Genomic DNA, 16,477 nt, shown 5'->3' with positions numbered 1-16,477 from the left:
ATGAAGTCGTTCTTCAGGATGAGCGGTGTAGCCATCGCATTGCTTCTCTGCACCAGTTGCTCACTCCAGCGGGTGACTGAATCATCTCAACGGGCCGAGCAAGCTGGAGCCGAGGCCGCTGGATACGCCGCTTTTGCGCGCAACCAGCAGCCGGAGCCAAAACGCGAGACAGTAATCTTCAGCGACAAGCCCTGGGTTTCCACCCAACCTGTCGCGGCCAAGCGCGGCCTCCCCGCAGCGCTCGACTGTGAACGCGCATTCCGGCCCGGTGGCAGCGTAACCATCAACGACGTGGCGCAGTTCATAACCAACGAGTGTGGTTTACCTGTGCTGGTATCCCCTGAAGCGGTCAACCCTGGGCTGAACGCCATGACTGCCGGGGCCAGCCAACAACAGGGGCCTGCTGTCGCCTCCACACCGAACCCCGCAAACTCCGAAAGCCTTGCCGGCCTCTTTCCAGCAGGTTTGACGCCTGGTCCGAGCCAGCTAGGGGTAGCGAGTTCCCGTGGCATGGATCTGTCGGGAATCTCCATACCAACCACCGTCAGCGGCATCAAGTTCACTGGCCGCATTTCGGCCCTACTGGATTTGGTGACCTCCCGCCTGGGCCTTTCTTGGCACTACTCGACGATCGAGCGTGCCGTTCGCGTCAACTACTTCGAAACCAAGGTCTTCGACATCTACGCCTTCGGTGACAAGCAGGAAATCGAAACCACTGTGAAGTCAGGTATGACCACTACCTTGGGTACCGGATCGACCGGCAATGGTGGTACTGGTACCACCGCGGGAGCCAGCGGCGAATCGGGTAGCAATCAAAGCACCAAGGTCACGCTCAACACCTCGATCCTCAACGATATCCAGAACAACGTTCGGTCGATGCTCAGCCAGTCACCACAAGGGCGATTGTACCTTGCGCCGTCGACCGGCACCCTCACGGTTACCGATCGACCAGATGTATTGGCCCGCGTCGAGGCCTACCTGAATAAGACCAACACTGAAATCACACGTCAGGTCCTGTTCAATGTGAAGGTGTTCGAAGTCACGTTGACCGACCAGGATCAACTCGGTCTGAACTGGTCTGCGGTCTACAAGTCACTCTCCAACAAGTTTGGGCTATCACTCAAAAATACGGTGACTGGCATCAGCAGCAATGCTGTGTCCGGTTCAGTCGGGATCGTCGACTCATCCAACTCGGCATGGGCCGGCTCGACCGCGATCATCCAGGCCTTGTCGGAGCAAGGCCGCGTCTCCAACGTCCGGTCTCCCTCTGTCACTACGCTCAATTTGCAACCGGCGCCGATCCAGATCGGCAACGTCAAGGGGTATATCCCCTCCAGTTCGACCACGACCACGGCCACCGTGGGTTCGAGCACGAGCCTGAACGCAGGCAGTATCACCTCAGGCTTCAACATGACTCTGCTGCCACGAGTTATCAAAGATGATGATTTGCTGGTCATGATCTCGATCAACATGACCTCCAAACCCACACTGACGCCATTCACCAGCAACGGATCCAGCGTACAAACCCCCGATTATGACGCAAAGAGCCTCAGCCCCAAGGTCAAGCTCCGCAGCGGGCAAACGCTGATCCTGTCCGGCTTTGACGAATTGAGCGAAGACGCCACCAAGAGCGGCGTCGAAAGCCCGGGGTTCTTTGGTCTCGGTGGCTCACAGGTTCGGACCTCGACTCACAGTGTCCTGGTGGTGCTGATCACACCGATTCTGTTGGGTCAGGCCGTGAACGACGAAGTCTTCAGTCGAATCGCTGCCTTGTCGCCCGCGATCACTACGTGGGTCGCGTAACCCATGGCTATTTCAGCAACATCCACCAAGCTGGCGAAAGTCCAGGTCCTGCCTTACCACGGCAATTCGTTTGTCACCGGTCTGTTGTGGCACCCCTTGGGCAGTCTGACCGGCTACATGCGCGAGGCCCGCCAGTTCGGACGAGATGAGGAGATGGATATTGTGGCCATCCGGGCCACCCAATCGATCATCCAAGCCGGATTCGTTTCCAACAGTGCCGGCGCCGTGAAAGGCATGTACTCACTCGCCTCGACGCTGGCGGGCCAACTGGGCGACTCATGGATCGCTGCATGGCGTGTATCACTGGAGGAGGATCGGTACGCTCTGGTCGCGGTCGACCAGGGCGCCGTTCTTCCTGGTTGTGACCAGGTCGGTACCGCTGAGGATATCCAGCGCAAAGTCGCCCAGATGCTCAGCAGCACGATCGCCTTCAAAGATACCTACCTCCCCCCAGAGTTCGGGCGCGGAGGCGAACCCTTTGACGTTGAATCACTGCTCCAGCCGCGGAATCTGCGTCGAGAATACCGGTTACGCCCCCTGACCTTCGGGTTATCCAGGAGCGAGTTGATTCGCCTATCACTGGTTGGGGCACTGGTCATTGGTGCCCTTATTGGTTGGCAACAATGGGAGGCGCATAAAATGCGCCTAGCCCGGGAGGCAGCCATCGCCCTTGAAAAGCAGCACCAGGCAGAGCTCGAAGCGCTGAATGCACGCGCCAATCAGCAGCAAACGCTGCAGGCGCTGGAACATCCCTGGGCAAAGCGGCCTGGTATCGCGGACTTCATCGCGGGATGCAACGGTTCCATTGATCAAATTCCTCCAAGCATTGAGGGCTGGATATTCACCTCAGCCCAATGTGATGGAGAGCTGGTCTCTGCCACGTTCAAACGCACCGGTAACAGCACCGCCAACGGGTTTATCGCGGCCACACGTGGCCACTACGCCGATGAACCAGCTTTCTTCGATGGCGGCAACAGTGCCGCGGTGAAGGTCAGTCTGAAGCTGGATCTCGCCGGCGACGAGCCACTGCTCGAGGCGAGTGAAGCACTGGCACTCATGACCTCCTGGTTGCATGGCCAAGGCCTGGAGCCGACGCTTAAAGAACTACCAGTGCAGGCACCCGCGCCTGCAACTCTCCCAGGCGGTAAAGCCCCACCGGCGGCGCCTCTCCCCAAGTGGAAGCATTTCGAACTGCAATTCAGCAGCCCACTGCCGCCTGCCATTGCCCTGCGAAACGCACCGGGTACCGGGGTTCGCTTACGCGAAATCAAGACACAACTGCAGAACGACCAACTGACCTGGTCGGTGACTGGAGACCTCTATGCAAACTAAATACATATTCCTGCCAGCGCTGTTGGCCATCACCTGTTTGTCGGGGATGAGCCAGGCATCAGAAAGCCCGCCCTCTGCATCCACTTCCGCCGGCATCACCGTGGGAGAGCTCTCAGCCGTGCAAAGCGAGACCTTCTTGTACAAGGCAAAGGCCGATCGGGCCAAGGCCATTCGATCTATCGACGGGGATAACCCACAGACCAGTGCATCGCCAGCTACGGCCTACCAGCCACGTCCCTTTGCCCCCGATCAACTCGGTTCGGGCTCAGGGGAACAACTTCCGGTTGTGAAGCTGGTGTCCGGTTCCAGTCGATCACTACGTGCCACGTTGCTCTACAGCGGCGGTTACGAAGTCGACGCGATCGGTGGTCAAGATCTACCCGGTGGCTACAAGCTGGAAAGCATCAGCCTGGATAACGTGGTCCTCTCTCGTGCGGGGAAACGCTATCCACTGGGCTTCTCTTCCAGAGCGCCATCGGCCAGCTTCGATTCAGGCCGCATGCCTGTTTCAGGGCTACCAGGAACAGGATTCCCAATGGCACAACCCTCTCCTGTCACCCTTTCCGGTCAACGTTGAGGCTCTTTCACCATGACGACACTGTCACAGCAGCAGATCGCTCCGGTACCGACTGCCGACGCCCACGCTCTCGATCTCGGTGCTGCCTCAGCACAGCTCCTGACACTGGCAGGTCCGGAGGCTCAAGCAATCAACCAGGAATTGGCGGATGACTTCCCCATCGCGGTTGGGCGAGTCCTTACAGCCGTAGGAGAGTCCTGGGAGATAAAGCCCGAGCTGCGTCAGCTCTGCGCATTGACCGATGACGGGTACCTGTACGTTTCCACGCAACATCTCACGGACCACTACGTGATGGGGCTCATGGATCGTCTTGAGCGGGCCGACGTCAACTTCGAAGTCATTCCGTCGAGCATGAGCGAGATCCTGGCGATCTACCAGGCACAGTCGCTTGTCGATGAATCTCCGACCTCCGCCTCGAGCAGCACCCAACGACAACAGGAAGTGATTGCCCTGATGGGCCGGGCTCACAAAGCCGGCGCCAGTGATATTCACTTCGTGGTCGGTCATGAGATCACTCGCATCGCCTTCCGAGTGCACGGTCTGCTCACCAATGCCGGCGAGATCCCGAGTTCCAAGGGGATTGAGCTCTGCTCCTCGCTTTACAACAGCATGTGCGACGTCGCCAAGGAACACTACCAACCGGAGATCAGCCAGGACGCGCGCGTGAGCCGCAAGTTCGTCGAACAGTTGGGCCTGTTCGGAGCCCGCGTGTCCACCAGGCCACTGGTCGATGGACCGCTCATGGTGTTGCGACTGCTTTCCGATGATAAGTCCAAGCAGACGCTGAAAGACCTGGGCTTCTTACCCGTGCAGATCGGGCAAATCCGGCGTCTGTGTCGCCTGCCCTACGGCGTCAACTTCATCACCGGTCCAACCGGATCCGGCAAGTCAAAAACGCTGCAGGTCAACATTAACCTACTGTCCAATGAGACCCGTGGCACCCGACACATCCTGACAGTCGAGGATCCACCCGAGTACCCATTGCTGGCCAACCAATCGCCCAAAAGCCCCGAGGAAACCTGGGAGCAAGCCATCGCCAACTCCCTACGCCTGGATCCAGACATCCTCATGTACGGCGAGGTCCGAGACCTGGCTTCCTGCATCGCCGCTTTCTCGGGCGGTCTCACTGGCCACCTGGTGTTGTCAACATTGCACACCAACAACGCCGTCGCTTCGCTACAACGTCTTATCGACATGGGCATGGACATCAGCCTCGTCACGGACCCTGCGCTACTGACCGGAATAGTGAATCAGTCGCTCCTTCCCGTGCTCTGCGAACACTGCCGCAAGCCGGCGAAGGACCACCTGGACGAACTGGACTCCGACCTGGTGGCTCGCCTGCATCTGCTGACAAAGATCGAAGAAATCTATCTGCAAGGTGACGGCTGCAAACACTGCCGGATGCTCGGCTTCACTACCCGAACCGCGGTAGCAGAAGTCCTGGTCAGCACTCACGGTTTTATGAAGGTCTTCCGCGAAAAAGGTGCCGGTGAGGCTCGAAATTACTGGGTTCAGCAGATGGGGGGCATAACCAAGACAGCCCACACACTGATCAAGGTCCGTGCTGGTCTAATCGATCCCCGCATAGCGGAAACCATCGTCGGCCCTCTCGACTTCGATAACTACATCCTGGAGCAAAGGCATGTTGGCTAGCATCGTCGATTACTGGTCGATGCTGTCCGAGTTCTGGTACAGCAAGCAGTTCGGGGGCAAGGAACGTATCCAGTTTTACGAGAGCATGGTCGCTCTGCTCGAGAACGGAGTCAGCATCAACGAAGGGCTGGTCGAAGTCAGCAATGTCTATAGCGACGGGGGCAAGCGTCCGAATCACCCGATCGCCCTGGCCTGCTCAGCAATGAGTTTGAGTGTCAGTAACGGCAAGAAACTGGCCGACGCCAGCCAGTCCTGGATGCCGTACCAAGAGGTTGCGATCATCGCCGCCGGCGAGAAGTCAGGCAACCTGCTGCAGGCGTTTTCCGACTGTGTGCGCGTCATCGAGGCCAGGCAAAAAATCATGTCCCTGGTTCTATCTTCGTCGCTCTACCCGGCATTGCTTTGGGCATTGATGGCCTACCTGTTGCACATCATAGCCACCAAAATGGTCCCGGCCATGGCTCGTAGATCAGACCCGGAAGCGTGGAGCGGTATCCCAGCCCTGCTGTATTCGATCTCGACCTTCGTCAACAACTGGGGCCTGGTGACGCTGATCGGCTTCGTGCTGTTCGTTGTCACCTCAATTGCGACCTTGCCTTACTTCCGCGGGCCTATACGCGTACGCCTGGAGCGCTTTCCCCCGTGGTCGATCTACAAAGCCCTCCACGGTTCGACCTTCTTGCTCAACATCTCGGTGATGCTGCGATCGAACGTCAACCAGATCGATGCGCTGGACGCTCTGAAGCTCAATGCTAAGCCCTGGCTGCGCGAGCGACTGGCTGCCGCGCGCTACGGCGTCCGCATGGGCAAGAACTTCGGCATGGCCTTGAAACTGGCCGGCCACGACTTTCCCGACAAGCAGGCGGTGCAATTTCTCTGCGTTCTTGCTACCCGCAAGGGCTTCTCAGAAGCCATTCACCGCTTCAGCAACCGCTGGCTGGACAACTCGCTCAAGAACGTCGAGAGGTACTCCAAAGGTCTGCTCCTAATTTCGTCCGTAGCCATCGGCGTGCTGATGATCCTGGTCATGCTCGGGACGTACAGCATGCAAGCCGACATCACCAACACAATTCAACGCTGATCCATCACGAGGTCCTTCCCATGCAACACAACACTCGCAACCCACACCGGCAACGCGGTTACATCGACCTTTCGATGATGTTCGTCTTGATCGTCATCGCCATCGGCATCGGCTACGCCATCTACAACGGCGGCTCTTTGCTCGCTAGTTCAGATGTCAGCAACGAACAATCGAACATCAGCCAACTGATCGCAAATACACGGAAACTCAAAGGCAGCGCCGGCTACGGCGCCTCTGGTACAGACTTGGTCACTCAGCTCGTTGCCAGTAAAGGGCTGCCCAACATGAGCATTTCGGGCGCCACGTTGTACAACGCCTGGAATGGCGCCGTTACCGTTCTATCCGGCGGCATGAACTTCGTCATTACCGAAAACGGCTTGCCCCAGGATGCTTGTATGACCCTGGCAACAAAGCTCAGCCGCGGGCAGAAGGTCACAACGTCGATTAACGGTGGATCAGCGGTAACTGGTGAAGTCACCTCCGCAAGCGCTAGCAGTACTTGCACCGACTCAAGCAACAACACCTTGGCCTGGACCGTATTCTAAATGACCCGGATCACTGAGGCAGACTTCGTCGATCTCTACCTGGGCGACGGCTTCAGCGACGTCAAAGGGTTGGACGGTGCCAACACCAAGAGGGTCGAGGCACCTGCGAGCTGGACTGACGATCTCGTTCGTTTGAGAGCCCAATGCAAAGCGCATTTTGCCGAGCATCAGGATCCAGAATTCGCCTTGATCGAAGACGGTATCGTGCTGCGTGTCACACAGGTCGTGGATACCTTCGGCCAAGACGTCTTCGTACTGCGCAAATCGAAACCCGAGATCCGCCCCTTCGATTCACTCGGCTTTCCAACCGCTCTGGCCAACACCCTGCTCGATGACTCGGCCAGAGGCCTGGTCATCATCTGCGGCGAAATGGGCACAGGTAAAACATCCAGCGCTGCGTCAGTAGTCGTCGCTCGCCTGAAGGCCTGCGGCGGTATTGCTCTGGCGATGGAAGATCCGCAAGAGACCAAACTCAATGGTGCGCATGGCCAGGGCCGTTGCATCCAAATGCAAGTTTCTCGACGTACTGGTGGGTACGGAGAAGCCCTGCTCCGCGCGCTTCGTACGGGGGCAGACATCCTGTTCATAGGTGAAATCCGCGATAGCCGTACTGCTGCTGAAGCAGTGCGCGCCTCAATCAATGGTCACTTTATCGTCACGACTTCTCATTCTGGATCTGCGTCCCAAGCAATCGAACGTATCGCCGTCTTGGCTCAACCTGAAATCAGTAATGCCCGAGAAATTCTCGCTCAGGGGCTCCTGGCGATTATTTGTCAGGCGATGCAGACAAAAGGGACACAAAAGCTCGTGAAGGTCCGAAGCCTCTTGTTCACCGGGGAAGACGGCCCGGGAATTCGCGAAAAAATTCGAACGGGCCACGTAAACCAGGTCGACCAGGACGTGGAGAACCAATCTCAGAGGGGGCTATGGGGATGAACACCAAGCTGAGCTGGCACAAACAGCAACGGGGTTACGTTGCGATTGAGTTTCTGTTCGCGATCATTGTTTTCAGCCTGATGAGTGCGATCGGCGCCAATCTGCTGAGTCAGCGGATGGACTCGCAGAACTACCAGATCGCGGCTCAGCAACAACAGGCCGTGGCCGACGCGGCCGCGAAATACCTGAAGGACAACTTCAGCGCAGTGCTTGCCTCGGCCGCCCCCACCGTACCGGCCCAAATCACCGTCACGATGCTGCGTAACACGAACTACTTGCCGGTCGGTTTCAGCGGCACCAACGCTTTCGGGCAGACCCTCCTTGTGCTCGCTCGAGCCCCAGCTCCTAACCAGCTCGAATCAATCGTGATCACCACCGGTGGCGAAGCGATCGATGAAATCGGCACACGCGAGATCGCTGAAAACCTGGGAGGAACGGGTGGATTCATCCCCGTCAGCAATGCAAGCATCGTCCAGGGCGTGCGAGGCGGATGGCAGATCACACTCAGTAACTACGGTATGAACCCGGGTGTCGGGCATACCGCGAGTGCGCTGTTCCTGCAGGATGGCGCGTTGGCCAACGATTATCTCTACCGCAACGCAGTACCCAACCAACCTGAGCTCAACCGGATGAACACAGCAATCGACATGGCAACCAACGACATCAACAACGCGGGGAACGTTACGGCCTCCGGGACTGTGACTGCCGGTGTGGATGTCAACGCTGCTAATAACGTCACGGCTGGTAACTGGCTCCGCACTCAAGGCGATAGTGGCTGGTACAGCACGAAATGGGGCGGTGGCTGGTACATGTCTGACTCCAACTGGATCCGCGCCTATGGGAATAAAAGCGTCTACACCCCCGGGCAAAGCCGCGCAGGATCGTTGGTATCTGAAGGTCGTACAGAGGTGGGGGAATACTTACAAGTGGACGGTCTTGCGACGGAGAACACTCCTTGCTCACCCAATGGGCTGATGGGGACAACGGCAGACGGTCCACTTTTTTGCCGGGATGGACTTTGGAAAAAGCCGGGCTCAGGGAATTTCAAGGGTAACTTCGGCGTAGGAACTTTTGATGGAGGGTGCCGGCAGGGCAATCCGTTTACTGGTGGTGGGTGTTCATGCCCAGCAGGGTCATATGTGGCAATGACAGGGCAAGCCTATCAATGGGAACAATGGGATATAACATTAATGGCGTGCTACGAAATCAATTAATTCTTACCAACCGGCTTAGTTGAGCCAGCCAGTTTTATGGTTGAACCCTTACAAATTTGAGGCTCCTATCATGCCCCTCTACTGGGTCATTCTGTTGGTACTAGGCATTGCGCTGAGCACTCTAGACGACCTGTCCCGCCGGTCCGAAGAGTTGTCCATAGAGGGTGACTCTTCGGCCATCGCCCACAATCTGCTGGTGTACAGGAATGCGCTGGCGAAATACGCTCAAGCCAACACTGGAATCACTGGCTCAGTTGCCGACGCCTCTCTATCGCTCCCCGCCTGGTTCATGCACCTACCGGGTGTCGATGGCTACATCGTCTCCGGCAACAGCTACGCATTCTATGCATCACCACCTGCTGGGTTGGTTGCGGAGCTTGCAGTGCTAACAGATGCCTCGACCTCTGTCGGCTATGTTTCGTCAGGGCGCTTGATCAGCCCATCCTCCGGGGCCACGGCGATCGTGATTCCCCCCACCATCCCCGACGGTGCGGCAGTAGCCTACAGATAGCTGCGCCATCACCTTGCCTGGGACTCTCTGGCAGCACGCAACACGTTGTGCCACAATGTCTGCAGTAACGATTCCACCTCGCTGGCTACTGGCGGTCATCAGTAGCGCCCGGTGATGCGATTCGTCCCGTCACCAACCCCAAAGCACGCATAGCTCCGGGAAGGGCGTGCGGACCTTTTGAGGACTCTCCCTGTGTCTCCCTGTTCCAAGCCAGACACGCAGCCGTCAACTCGTGAATTGCGAGTTCAAAGGCACATAGGGTTCTCTAGAGGTTCGAAGCATCGTAATCCAAGGGCCACACTGGTGTTGTGGCCCATACTTTTTAAAGCTCACACAATGGGTAGCCTGATGGTCTTGCTTCAGGATCATCAGGCTACCCTTTGGTAGCCGCTTTTCCCTGCCGGTGGCCCGCCGGCGATAAAAAGGGCTCCTTTTGTGCGCGGATGCGTGCCCATCAGTTTGCTGGCCCCAGCCACGATAATCGGCCAGGTGAAGAAAGAGACGTCCAGATCACAGCCCAGGGATCAATGACGCTTCAAACTCACAGGTGGCATTTTTCTCTGCATTTTAAATATGACTAGAGCCGAGAGTGACTGCTGACCCAGTTGCCTCGGTAGATCCTCCTTCTGGCTTATCTCTGTATCATCCCCCCGTAATTCCCCTCCCCTGCTTGACACATCCCATTCCCTATTTGAGTATATGGACGTGCCCTGCTGACGTCGTCAGCAACATGCCCAGACAGTCAGGATCTTAAAGACTGTGACACGATGTTTGTGCTTGATCCGCCCAAGGCCGCTTAGCTTCTGGTAGCGCGACCAGTCGACAACCGTCGATAGAAGCATCTGATACAACTCACCTCGCGGGGAATCACTTCCCCGACAGGGCCAGTGCTTTCTCCGCATCTCAACCTGCCGGAGAAACACTATGTCCAAACTCACCTACACCCTCGGCTTCGCACTCGGTACTGTCACCCGGGAATTCCTGCGTGCAGTGAAAACAACCAGCGCATCGCCCGTACCCCAGGCCAAGGCTGCTCTTAGCGTTCAACTGCCGCCGCCCTGTGTTCCAGACAACGTCCTGCGCGACATGGATCGCCAGCCAGCTATGCTTCGGGCATATGACGGTATCGATCTAAATCTCTGGTATGAGGAGAACACCCGAGTGGTCCAAAAGCCCACCCGTAAACGCCGTCCCAGGAAAACAGATGCTGACCAAGTAAATACAGCTCTCGTCGGCTCACTGACACCAGCTGCTTGCTGAGTTGGTGCCACTCACCCCAGCCGGGAACCTTCCCGCTGGGGAGGCTTCCCTGGCAGTTTTTTTGCTGCAAAGGCTTGACAATCGATAGCGGCATTTCCATTCTGTGTACATGTATCGCTGACGTCGTCAGCAACATGCCCAGGTAGTCAGGATCCTCAAGACTACGATGCGGTTTACCGCATTGATCTCCCCTTAGATCGCCACAGCTTCCGGTAGCGCGATCAGTCGACTTCAGTCGATGGAAGCACCTTATCCCACCCACGACGGGCCTTACCCGTCTGGGCAGGCCTCTCAGTTTTTTTGGAGGTCTGATGAAAACCGAACTGGCTCTCTACCAAGCATTGATCTCAATCAATGTTACGGAGCAGAAAGCTAACGCAGTCATTGATGCTTTGGAGACCGACATGCATTCGCTACTCGCAACCAAGGCTGATATTGCGAACCTTCGTACTGAAATCAAGACTGATATTTCGGCACTCGAAGTCAAACTGACTCTGCGTATGGGCGTCATGCTGTCTGCTGCCGTTGGCGTGCTGATCGCTGCAATGAAGCTCGTTCACTAAGTAACACATTCAAGCTATACCCACCCTCGCGGGGAATACTTTCCCCCAAGGGCGAAGTGTTTCTCCGCTTTCTGCTTTTTCGAAATTGGAGATTCACCATGAGTAACCAAACCAACGAAACCAAGTTCTTCGACCTGCACACTACTGGCATCGGTTACCTCAACCGGATTCGTGAAGTGTCGGTTCGAAAAGGTAAGCCATTCATGGCTGTCACTGTTGCAGCCTTGCGGGGTTCCTCTGATGAAGTGGAATATACCTATATTGACTGTAACGTAGTCGGTGAAGAAGCAGAAAGGCTAATTCGTCGTTGCCAAGATGCAGTTAATAATAAAGGCAAAAAGGTCCTCGTGAGCTTTCGTATCGGAGATATCTGGCCTGACACCTTCACTTACGACAAGGGCGATAAAATAGGAAAAACAGGAGTATCCCTCAAGGGACGCCTGCTTTTTATCGGCTGGGTCAAGGTTGATGGTGAAACAGTCTACGAAGCCAAACCTCGTGAAGTAGCAATCGCTGCGGAACAAGGTCAGGAACAAGCCACTCCTGAAGCACCGCTCGAAAGCAGCAATGCTCCTGAGCCGGTCGCAGAAGAGCAAGCCAAACCGGCCGCCACCCCTGCCAAACGGCAGCGGAGAGCTTCCTGATTTACAACCACAACATGGCAAGGCACCTTCGGGTGCCTTTCACCTTTTACTTCCCGTATCGGGGGCACAATGTCCCCAGCCGGGGCTGGTGTCCTTCCTTTTGGAGATACACCATGCTGTATAACTCACTTCGCTTGCCGCTGGTTATCAACATTGGACTTTTAGCCGCCCAGGCGAACGCTCACAGCAAATTAAACATGAAGTTTCCGTTCACCAACGTGGACGATCCCGACGAGACCCCAAATTATTTTCTCGAAAATGATCTTTGGAGTTCAGTTGAAGACTCACTCATTGAACTGGCAGAGATGGATCACAAAAACAACTTTTACCCCAACGTCAGCCCTCTCTTAACCGAGTTTGGCTTACTACAAGAATATTGGAGACTACGAGACTATCTCACCCCCAATTTCGTTGATCCTGACGACATTGATTTTGACGACTAGTTTTTCTATCAACGCACTCAAAACACACTTACGTTAGTAATACCACAAACAGATCCAACAACCGTCGGGAAATCACCTCCCGGACGGGCCAGGTGTTTTCCTGCACCTGGAGAAAACCTCATGTCGAACGCACCTACGCAGTCCGCAAGCTACTACAAGTTCCCTGTCGTTTTGACCCCTGCGGCATGGCTCGAATCGGTACACGTCGAAGAACCACGTCACGACTCTGAAAGTACTAGCCGGTTGGCAGAGGTTGTCATGGCAGCTTACAGGGAATTGCACCTGCAGCCTGATGCCGAACAAATCAATTTCGGTCTGTATCGGTTCCCTCCAAAAGGCGATCGCTTTGAAAGGGTCTGGCTGGATCTCACGCTGCGCCTGGTCGTCGCAACGCCGGGCATGATCTATCTGCACATCGCACTCAAGGACGAAAAATCAGAGTTCTGGCTTTGAGTCCACAACCCACTCCCCAACCCTAAGCCCGACATCGTCGGGCTTTTTTCTCCCAGCGAGTACCAGCCTCGCGGCAGTTACTCGCTGTAGTACGGAGTAACCCATGATCAATATCCCGGGCCAGTTGGCCATCCAGACCATCACCGGTCGCAACGGAGACTTCAACGTCGGGCGCCTCTCAACCTCGATCGGTGAGTTCGTCATCAAAGACGCGCTACTGGAGCAGTACAACAAAGGCAAGTACCGGGGCAATTTCGCGATCACAGGAATTCGGCCTGCGCACTACTCAGCAGGCGGTCGCCTGGTTGTCGAGATACGAGCAGTGCTTGCGGGCATGTCACTTGACGATGTGGACAAGCTGACGATTGAAGACACTGCTCGACTGACCACCAATGAACCGGACCCACTGGACGAAGAGACACCGCGCTCCGGCACAACACAACAGCCTCGAAAACACCGACCGGCCGCACCGGCCACAAGCTTTCAACCATCTGCTGATAACGCGCCATTCGGCATGGAGTCTTCCAGCACGACCGCCAACGACGATGACGCTGGGCTCTTCGGCACCATCTGGCCGCTCGGAAAAACCGTCAGGCTGGACACCACCGTCGATCGTCAGCGCCTGCGCGCCCAATGTACTCGCCTGGGTGAACTGGGCTACGTCCATGACTTCAAGCAGCAAATCTGGAACTGCCAATCTCCGACATAGAGGAAACCTCATGAATAACCGCTACCACGACCCTGATGTATCTGACGCACTCTTGCTGACTTGCTCTGCTCTGCGGGAAGTTGGATTTGACGAAGTGGCTGATCTTTTCCGAGAAGCACTCTTTGAACGTCAACTCGTAGATCCGGCGCTGGAGGCACTGCAAATGCTCGTTAAGAACGCCTCAAACGCTGATGACGGGCAGTTCGCCAATGAAACAGCCTACCGGCTGTATCAAAGACTGAACCGTCAGGGGCTCTCTGCGCAGAAGTCCCAGCACCAAGGAAACACTCCATGAATCCGATCTTCTCTGATCTCGGCGAGCACATCCTGCTGACCGTCGAAGACCAACTGACCAACAACGAAGTGTCCGATGATGGCGAGATGCGCGAGCACTTCATCGAAATCGGGCTGACCGAAGCGCAGGCTGACGCGGCCTTGCAGCTGCGCTCCCTGTATCAGGTCAACCTCTACATGATTGGTCAGTCACCTCTGTTCCAGGGGGACAAGACCACTTACTTTGACCCACACACCCGCTCATTCAAGCGCGATCAATAACCCACCATCCATTCACCCCGAGGGGCAGCATCCTGCCCTTCCAGGGCTGGGCTGCCCTCCGATCAGGAGGCTGCTCAATGTCCACCCCATCACCCACACAGCTGTACCAGGTCGACGAATGTCCTGACCTGTACGTTGATACCTGCGTCTGCGATGAACAGCGCAACCTGGTCTTCTTCTCCGCCTGGGGCCGCGACACGGCCCTGCAGGAGTTCCTGGCCAGGCTGACCCTCGGCTCAGCCGAAAACGGTCTGGATCAGTTCCACATCGTTGTCGACGGCCGGAGCCTTCCGGTCTTTCCCAACACCGAGCTGCTGGAAAAGCGCACCACCCGCCAATTCCGCGGGACGTTATTCGGCAGCCTCTTGCACCTTTGGCTGTTCGACCGGCGCTGCGCTCAACCCGACCGTGCCAATCACTTCGCCTACGCCCTCCTCGAGGACGGCCAGGCACCTCAACAGCAGCTCTGGCCACTGGTCACCGAAACCTGCCCGTTACCCCTGCTCCAGCATTGGCGCGAGCCCGTGCTGGAGGTCCTGAATCAACACGGCATGTTGCAACCGCTGCCCAAAGGCCAGGGCTCGATCAGGGCCTGGCGCCTGTCGCTGAAACTTGACGTGCTCGAACCCGTCCTGGGCGATCTGATTCGCCAAAGACAACTCACCACCGAAGCCCGGGATTAATCCCGGATCACACCTGACTCAAGGAGGCCTGTATGGCTTTGATGTTCCCGCGCCTCGCGCGCAACTTTGCCCGCAATGGCTACTACCCCACCGACGAAATCACCCTGGAGCGAACGCTGCAGGCCCTGGCCCCCTCTCCCACCGGCAGAATGCGGATCTTCGATCCCTGTGCCGGCGAAGGCGTGGCCCTGGCCGAAGCCGCGCATGCCCTCGGGCGTGACAATGTGGAGACCTTCGCTGTCGAATACGACCGAGAGCGTGCCGATCACTCCAGGACACTGTTGAGTCGCGTACTGCACAGCGATCTGATGGACACCATGATCTCGCGCCAGGCCTTCGGCCTGCTCTGGCTCAACCCACCCTATGGGGACCTGGTGGCCGACCACGCTGGTGCTTCGCAGTATCAGGGCAACGGTCGTCGTCGACTGGAGAAAGCCTTCTACCAACGGGCACTTCCCCTGTTGCAGTACGGCGGTGTTCTGGTGTTCATCATTCCGCACTATGTCCTGGACGATGAGCTCTGTGGATGGCTATGCAACCACTTCACTGAACTGCGGATCTATGCTGGATCAGACCCGACCTTCAAGCAGGTGGTGATCTTCGGTATCCGTGTCCGACGCCAGGATCTGGCCCGGCCACGGGAGGTTGCCCAGGTACGCGAACGTCTTCTGACGATCGGCTCTGACCTGCGGAACGCCGAGACGCTCCCGCTCAGTTGGCCATGGGAACCGTATCGGGTGCTGCCGGCAGCGACCGACCTCGAACACTTCTACCGAATGACGCTCGAACCGGACCAGTTCCAGCTGGAGGTCAAACGACTGAAAGGCCTTTGGCCGGACTTCACCTTGCACTTCGGTCAAAACGGAGTCCCAGCCAGACCTCCCGTACGAGCCCTATCACGCTGGCACCTGGCCTTGGCGCTGGCTGCCGGCGCGATATCCGGTGTAGTGCGATCGAAGTCCGGACGAACCCTGGTACTGAAGGGCGACACCTACAAGGATAAGGTCCACAAGACCGAGTTCACCGAGGATGAGGACGGTAACGTTTCTGAGGTACGGATCCTGACCGACCGTTTTGTGCCCATCATTCGGGCATGGGATATGACGCCAGGCTCCTGCAACCACGGGCATGTACTGACCATCAGCTCGTCCCCGAGCACCATGGCCGATCCGGAAATTCCGGCAGTGGCTCCAGCACCTCAAGCCGACTCCGCCTCGTTGTTCCGCCTGGGCCAACTGATACTGAGCAGCTCCGTGCAACACCTCGTGGAGCACGGTGCGCTCAACACTACTTCCTACCTTCGGCGTCATTTGTCGGGCGATTGGGGGGAGTTGAGCGACGACGACCGGAACAGCAACCAACGTGCGCTGAACACAGGCGATCGACTGCTCTCCGCCTATGACATCGACACCGCCGATGAAAACAGGCTCTGGATCATCACCGAGTCAGATCGCAGCGTAACCACCATCCTGCTGCCTTCCGACTACTAACTCCACCATACGCCAACAAGGCGTT

At 57.0% G+C, this 16,477-nt stretch carries 19 protein-coding genes; all 19 read left to right on the top strand.

Annotated elements, in window-relative coordinates:
- The 19 genes from M5C71_RS11360 to M5C71_RS11270 all read left to right on the top strand — a co-directional run bounded on the left by M5C71_RS11360 (position 1) and on the right by M5C71_RS11270 (position 16,452).
- On the top strand, positions 1 to 1,803 hold the full coding sequence (locus tag M5C71_RS11360) for a PilN family type IVB pilus formation outer membrane protein (RefSeq protein WP_248767866.1): 1,803 nt from the start codon (positions 1 to 3) through the stop codon (positions 1,801 to 1,803).
- Positions 1,804 to 1,806: 3 nt separating this feature from the next.
- Positions 1,807 to 3,135: a type 4b pilus protein PilO2 gene (gene pilO2 / locus M5C71_RS11355; protein ID WP_248767865.1), complete on the top strand. Its 1,329-nt coding sequence runs from the start codon at positions 1,807 to 1,809 to the stop codon at positions 3,133 to 3,135.
- The gene (gene pilP / locus M5C71_RS11350; RefSeq protein WP_248767864.1) at positions 3,125 to 3,712 is read left to right on the top strand and encodes a type IV pilus biogenesis protein PilP; all 588 of its coding nucleotides are present in this window, start codon (positions 3,125 to 3,127) and stop codon (positions 3,710 to 3,712) included. The genes pilO2 and pilP overlap by 11 nt, the downstream gene beginning before the upstream one ends.
- Before the next feature lie 12 nt (positions 3,713 to 3,724).
- Entirely contained in the window at positions 3,725 to 5,365 is a 1,641-nt protein-coding gene (locus tag M5C71_RS11345) for an ATPase, T2SS/T4P/T4SS family (RefSeq protein ID WP_248767863.1), read from the top strand.
- Complete coding sequence (locus M5C71_RS11340) at positions 5,355 to 6,446, top strand: type II secretion system F family protein (protein ID WP_248767862.1); 1,092 nt, start codon at positions 5,355 to 5,357, stop codon at positions 6,444 to 6,446. Before M5C71_RS11345 ends, M5C71_RS11340 begins: the two co-directional genes overlap by 11 nt.
- Positions 6,447 to 6,466: 20 nt before the next feature.
- Complete coding sequence (locus tag M5C71_RS11335; RefSeq protein ID WP_248767861.1) at positions 6,467 to 6,991, top strand: type 4 pilus major pilin; 525 nt, start codon at positions 6,467 to 6,469, stop codon at positions 6,989 to 6,991.
- A complete protein-coding gene (locus M5C71_RS11330) occupies positions 6,992 to 7,927 on the top strand; it encodes an ATPase, T2SS/T4P/T4SS family (RefSeq protein WP_248767860.1) in 936 nt (311 codons plus the stop codon).
- On the top strand, positions 7,924 to 9,141 hold the full coding sequence (gene pilV, locus M5C71_RS11325; protein WP_248767859.1) for a shufflon system plasmid conjugative transfer pilus tip adhesin PilV: 1,218 nt from the start codon (positions 7,924 to 7,926) through the stop codon (positions 9,139 to 9,141). The genes M5C71_RS11330 and pilV overlap by 4 nt, the downstream gene beginning before the upstream one ends.
- Before the next feature lie 70 nt (positions 9,142 to 9,211).
- Positions 9,212 to 9,652: a type IV pilus biogenesis protein PilM gene (gene pilM, locus M5C71_RS11320; RefSeq protein WP_248767858.1), complete on the top strand. Its 441-nt coding sequence runs from the start codon at positions 9,212 to 9,214 to the stop codon at positions 9,650 to 9,652.
- 924 nt (positions 9,653 to 10,576) lie between these two features.
- Positions 10,577 to 10,912 (top strand): hypothetical protein, encoded by a 336-nt coding sequence (locus M5C71_RS11315; RefSeq protein ID WP_248767857.1) that lies wholly within the window; start codon positions 10,577 to 10,579, stop codon positions 10,910 to 10,912.
- A gap of 311 nt (positions 10,913 to 11,223) precedes the next feature.
- A complete protein-coding gene (locus M5C71_RS11310) occupies positions 11,224 to 11,475 on the top strand; it encodes a hypothetical protein (RefSeq protein ID WP_248767856.1) in 252 nt (83 codons plus the stop codon).
- A gap of 98 nt (positions 11,476 to 11,573) precedes the next feature.
- Positions 11,574 to 12,119: an STY4534 family ICE replication protein gene (locus M5C71_RS11305; RefSeq protein ID WP_248767855.1), complete on the top strand. Its 546-nt coding sequence runs from the start codon at positions 11,574 to 11,576 to the stop codon at positions 12,117 to 12,119.
- 113 nt (positions 12,120 to 12,232) lie between these two features.
- Positions 12,233 to 12,562: a hypothetical protein gene (locus M5C71_RS11300; protein WP_248767854.1), complete on the top strand. Its 330-nt coding sequence runs from the start codon at positions 12,233 to 12,235 to the stop codon at positions 12,560 to 12,562.
- Between the two features lie 120 nt (positions 12,563 to 12,682).
- Positions 12,683 to 13,015 carry a hypothetical protein gene (locus tag M5C71_RS11295; RefSeq protein WP_248767853.1) on the top strand — a complete coding sequence of 111 codons (333 nt, stop codon included), beginning with the start codon at positions 12,683 to 12,685 and terminating at the stop codon, positions 13,013 to 13,015.
- A gap of 103 nt (positions 13,016 to 13,118) precedes the next feature.
- On the top strand, positions 13,119 to 13,724 hold the full coding sequence (locus M5C71_RS11290) for a DUF3275 family protein (RefSeq protein ID WP_248767852.1): 606 nt from the start codon (positions 13,119 to 13,121) through the stop codon (positions 13,722 to 13,724).
- 10 nt (positions 13,725 to 13,734) lie between these two features.
- Positions 13,735 to 14,019: a hypothetical protein gene (locus M5C71_RS11285; protein WP_248767851.1), complete on the top strand. Its 285-nt coding sequence runs from the start codon at positions 13,735 to 13,737 to the stop codon at positions 14,017 to 14,019.
- On the top strand, positions 14,016 to 14,279 hold the full coding sequence (locus tag M5C71_RS11280) for a hypothetical protein (protein ID WP_248767850.1): 264 nt from the start codon (positions 14,016 to 14,018) through the stop codon (positions 14,277 to 14,279). The genes M5C71_RS11285 and M5C71_RS11280 overlap by 4 nt, the downstream gene beginning before the upstream one ends.
- A 77-nt stretch (positions 14,280 to 14,356) precedes the next feature.
- The gene (locus M5C71_RS11275; protein WP_248767849.1) at positions 14,357 to 14,962 is read left to right on the top strand and encodes a hypothetical protein; all 606 of its coding nucleotides are present in this window, start codon (positions 14,357 to 14,359) and stop codon (positions 14,960 to 14,962) included.
- A gap of 32 nt (positions 14,963 to 14,994) precedes the next feature.
- Complete coding sequence (locus M5C71_RS11270) at positions 14,995 to 16,452, top strand: DUF6094 domain-containing protein (RefSeq protein ID WP_248767848.1); 1,458 nt, start codon at positions 14,995 to 14,997, stop codon at positions 16,450 to 16,452.
- Positions 16,453 to 16,477: the final 25 nt, after the last annotated feature.

The organism is Pseudomonas sp. MWU12-2345 (genome assembly GCF_023242385.1).
Classification (GTDB): domain Bacteria; phylum Pseudomonadota; class Gammaproteobacteria; order Pseudomonadales; family Pseudomonadaceae; genus Aquipseudomonas; species Aquipseudomonas gingeri_D.
This window is presented reverse-complemented; position numbering and strand designations above follow the sequence as displayed.

Bases quoted from the DNA above. Each gene is read 5' to 3' on its own strand.
- pilV (WP_248767859.1), top strand. From the start codon at position 7,924: ATGAACACCAAGCTGAGCTGGCACAAACAGCAACGGGGTTACGTTGCG.
- pilP (WP_248767864.1), top strand. From the start codon at position 3,125: ATGCAAACTAAATACATATTCCTGCCAGCGCTGTTGGCCATCACCTGT.
- M5C71_RS11360 (WP_248767866.1), top strand. From the start codon at position 1: ATGAAGTCGTTCTTCAGGATGAGCGGTGTAGCCATCGCATTGCTTCTC.
- M5C71_RS11295 (WP_248767853.1), top strand. From the start codon at position 12,683: ATGTCGAACGCACCTACGCAGTCCGCAAGCTACTACAAGTTCCCTGTC.
- M5C71_RS11335 (WP_248767861.1), top strand. From the start codon at position 6,467: ATGCAACACAACACTCGCAACCCACACCGGCAACGCGGTTACATCGAC.
- M5C71_RS11305 (WP_248767855.1), top strand. From the start codon at position 11,574: ATGAGTAACCAAACCAACGAAACCAAGTTCTTCGACCTGCACACTACT.
- M5C71_RS11280 (WP_248767850.1), top strand. From the start codon at position 14,016: ATGAATCCGATCTTCTCTGATCTCGGCGAGCACATCCTGCTGACCGTC.
- M5C71_RS11310 (WP_248767856.1), top strand. From the start codon at position 11,224: ATGAAAACCGAACTGGCTCTCTACCAAGCATTGATCTCAATCAATGTT.
- M5C71_RS11300 (WP_248767854.1), top strand. From the start codon at position 12,233: ATGCTGTATAACTCACTTCGCTTGCCGCTGGTTATCAACATTGGACTT.
- M5C71_RS11340 (WP_248767862.1), top strand. From the start codon at position 5,355: ATGTTGGCTAGCATCGTCGATTACTGGTCGATGCTGTCCGAGTTCTGG.
- M5C71_RS11290 (WP_248767852.1), top strand. From the start codon at position 13,119: ATGATCAATATCCCGGGCCAGTTGGCCATCCAGACCATCACCGGTCGC.
- M5C71_RS11270 (WP_248767848.1), top strand. From the start codon at position 14,995: ATGGCTTTGATGTTCCCGCGCCTCGCGCGCAACTTTGCCCGCAATGGC.
- M5C71_RS11285 (WP_248767851.1), top strand. From the start codon at position 13,735: ATGAATAACCGCTACCACGACCCTGATGTATCTGACGCACTCTTGCTG.
- M5C71_RS11315 (WP_248767857.1), top strand. From the start codon at position 10,577: ATGTCCAAACTCACCTACACCCTCGGCTTCGCACTCGGTACTGTCACC.
- pilM (WP_248767858.1), top strand. From the start codon at position 9,212: ATGCCCCTCTACTGGGTCATTCTGTTGGTACTAGGCATTGCGCTGAGC.
- M5C71_RS11275 (WP_248767849.1), top strand. From the start codon at position 14,357: ATGTCCACCCCATCACCCACACAGCTGTACCAGGTCGACGAATGTCCT.
- pilO2 (WP_248767865.1), top strand. From the start codon at position 1,807: ATGGCTATTTCAGCAACATCCACCAAGCTGGCGAAAGTCCAGGTCCTG.
- M5C71_RS11345 (WP_248767863.1), top strand. From the start codon at position 3,725: ATGACGACACTGTCACAGCAGCAGATCGCTCCGGTACCGACTGCCGAC.
- M5C71_RS11330 (WP_248767860.1), top strand. From the start codon at position 6,992: ATGACCCGGATCACTGAGGCAGACTTCGTCGATCTCTACCTGGGCGAC.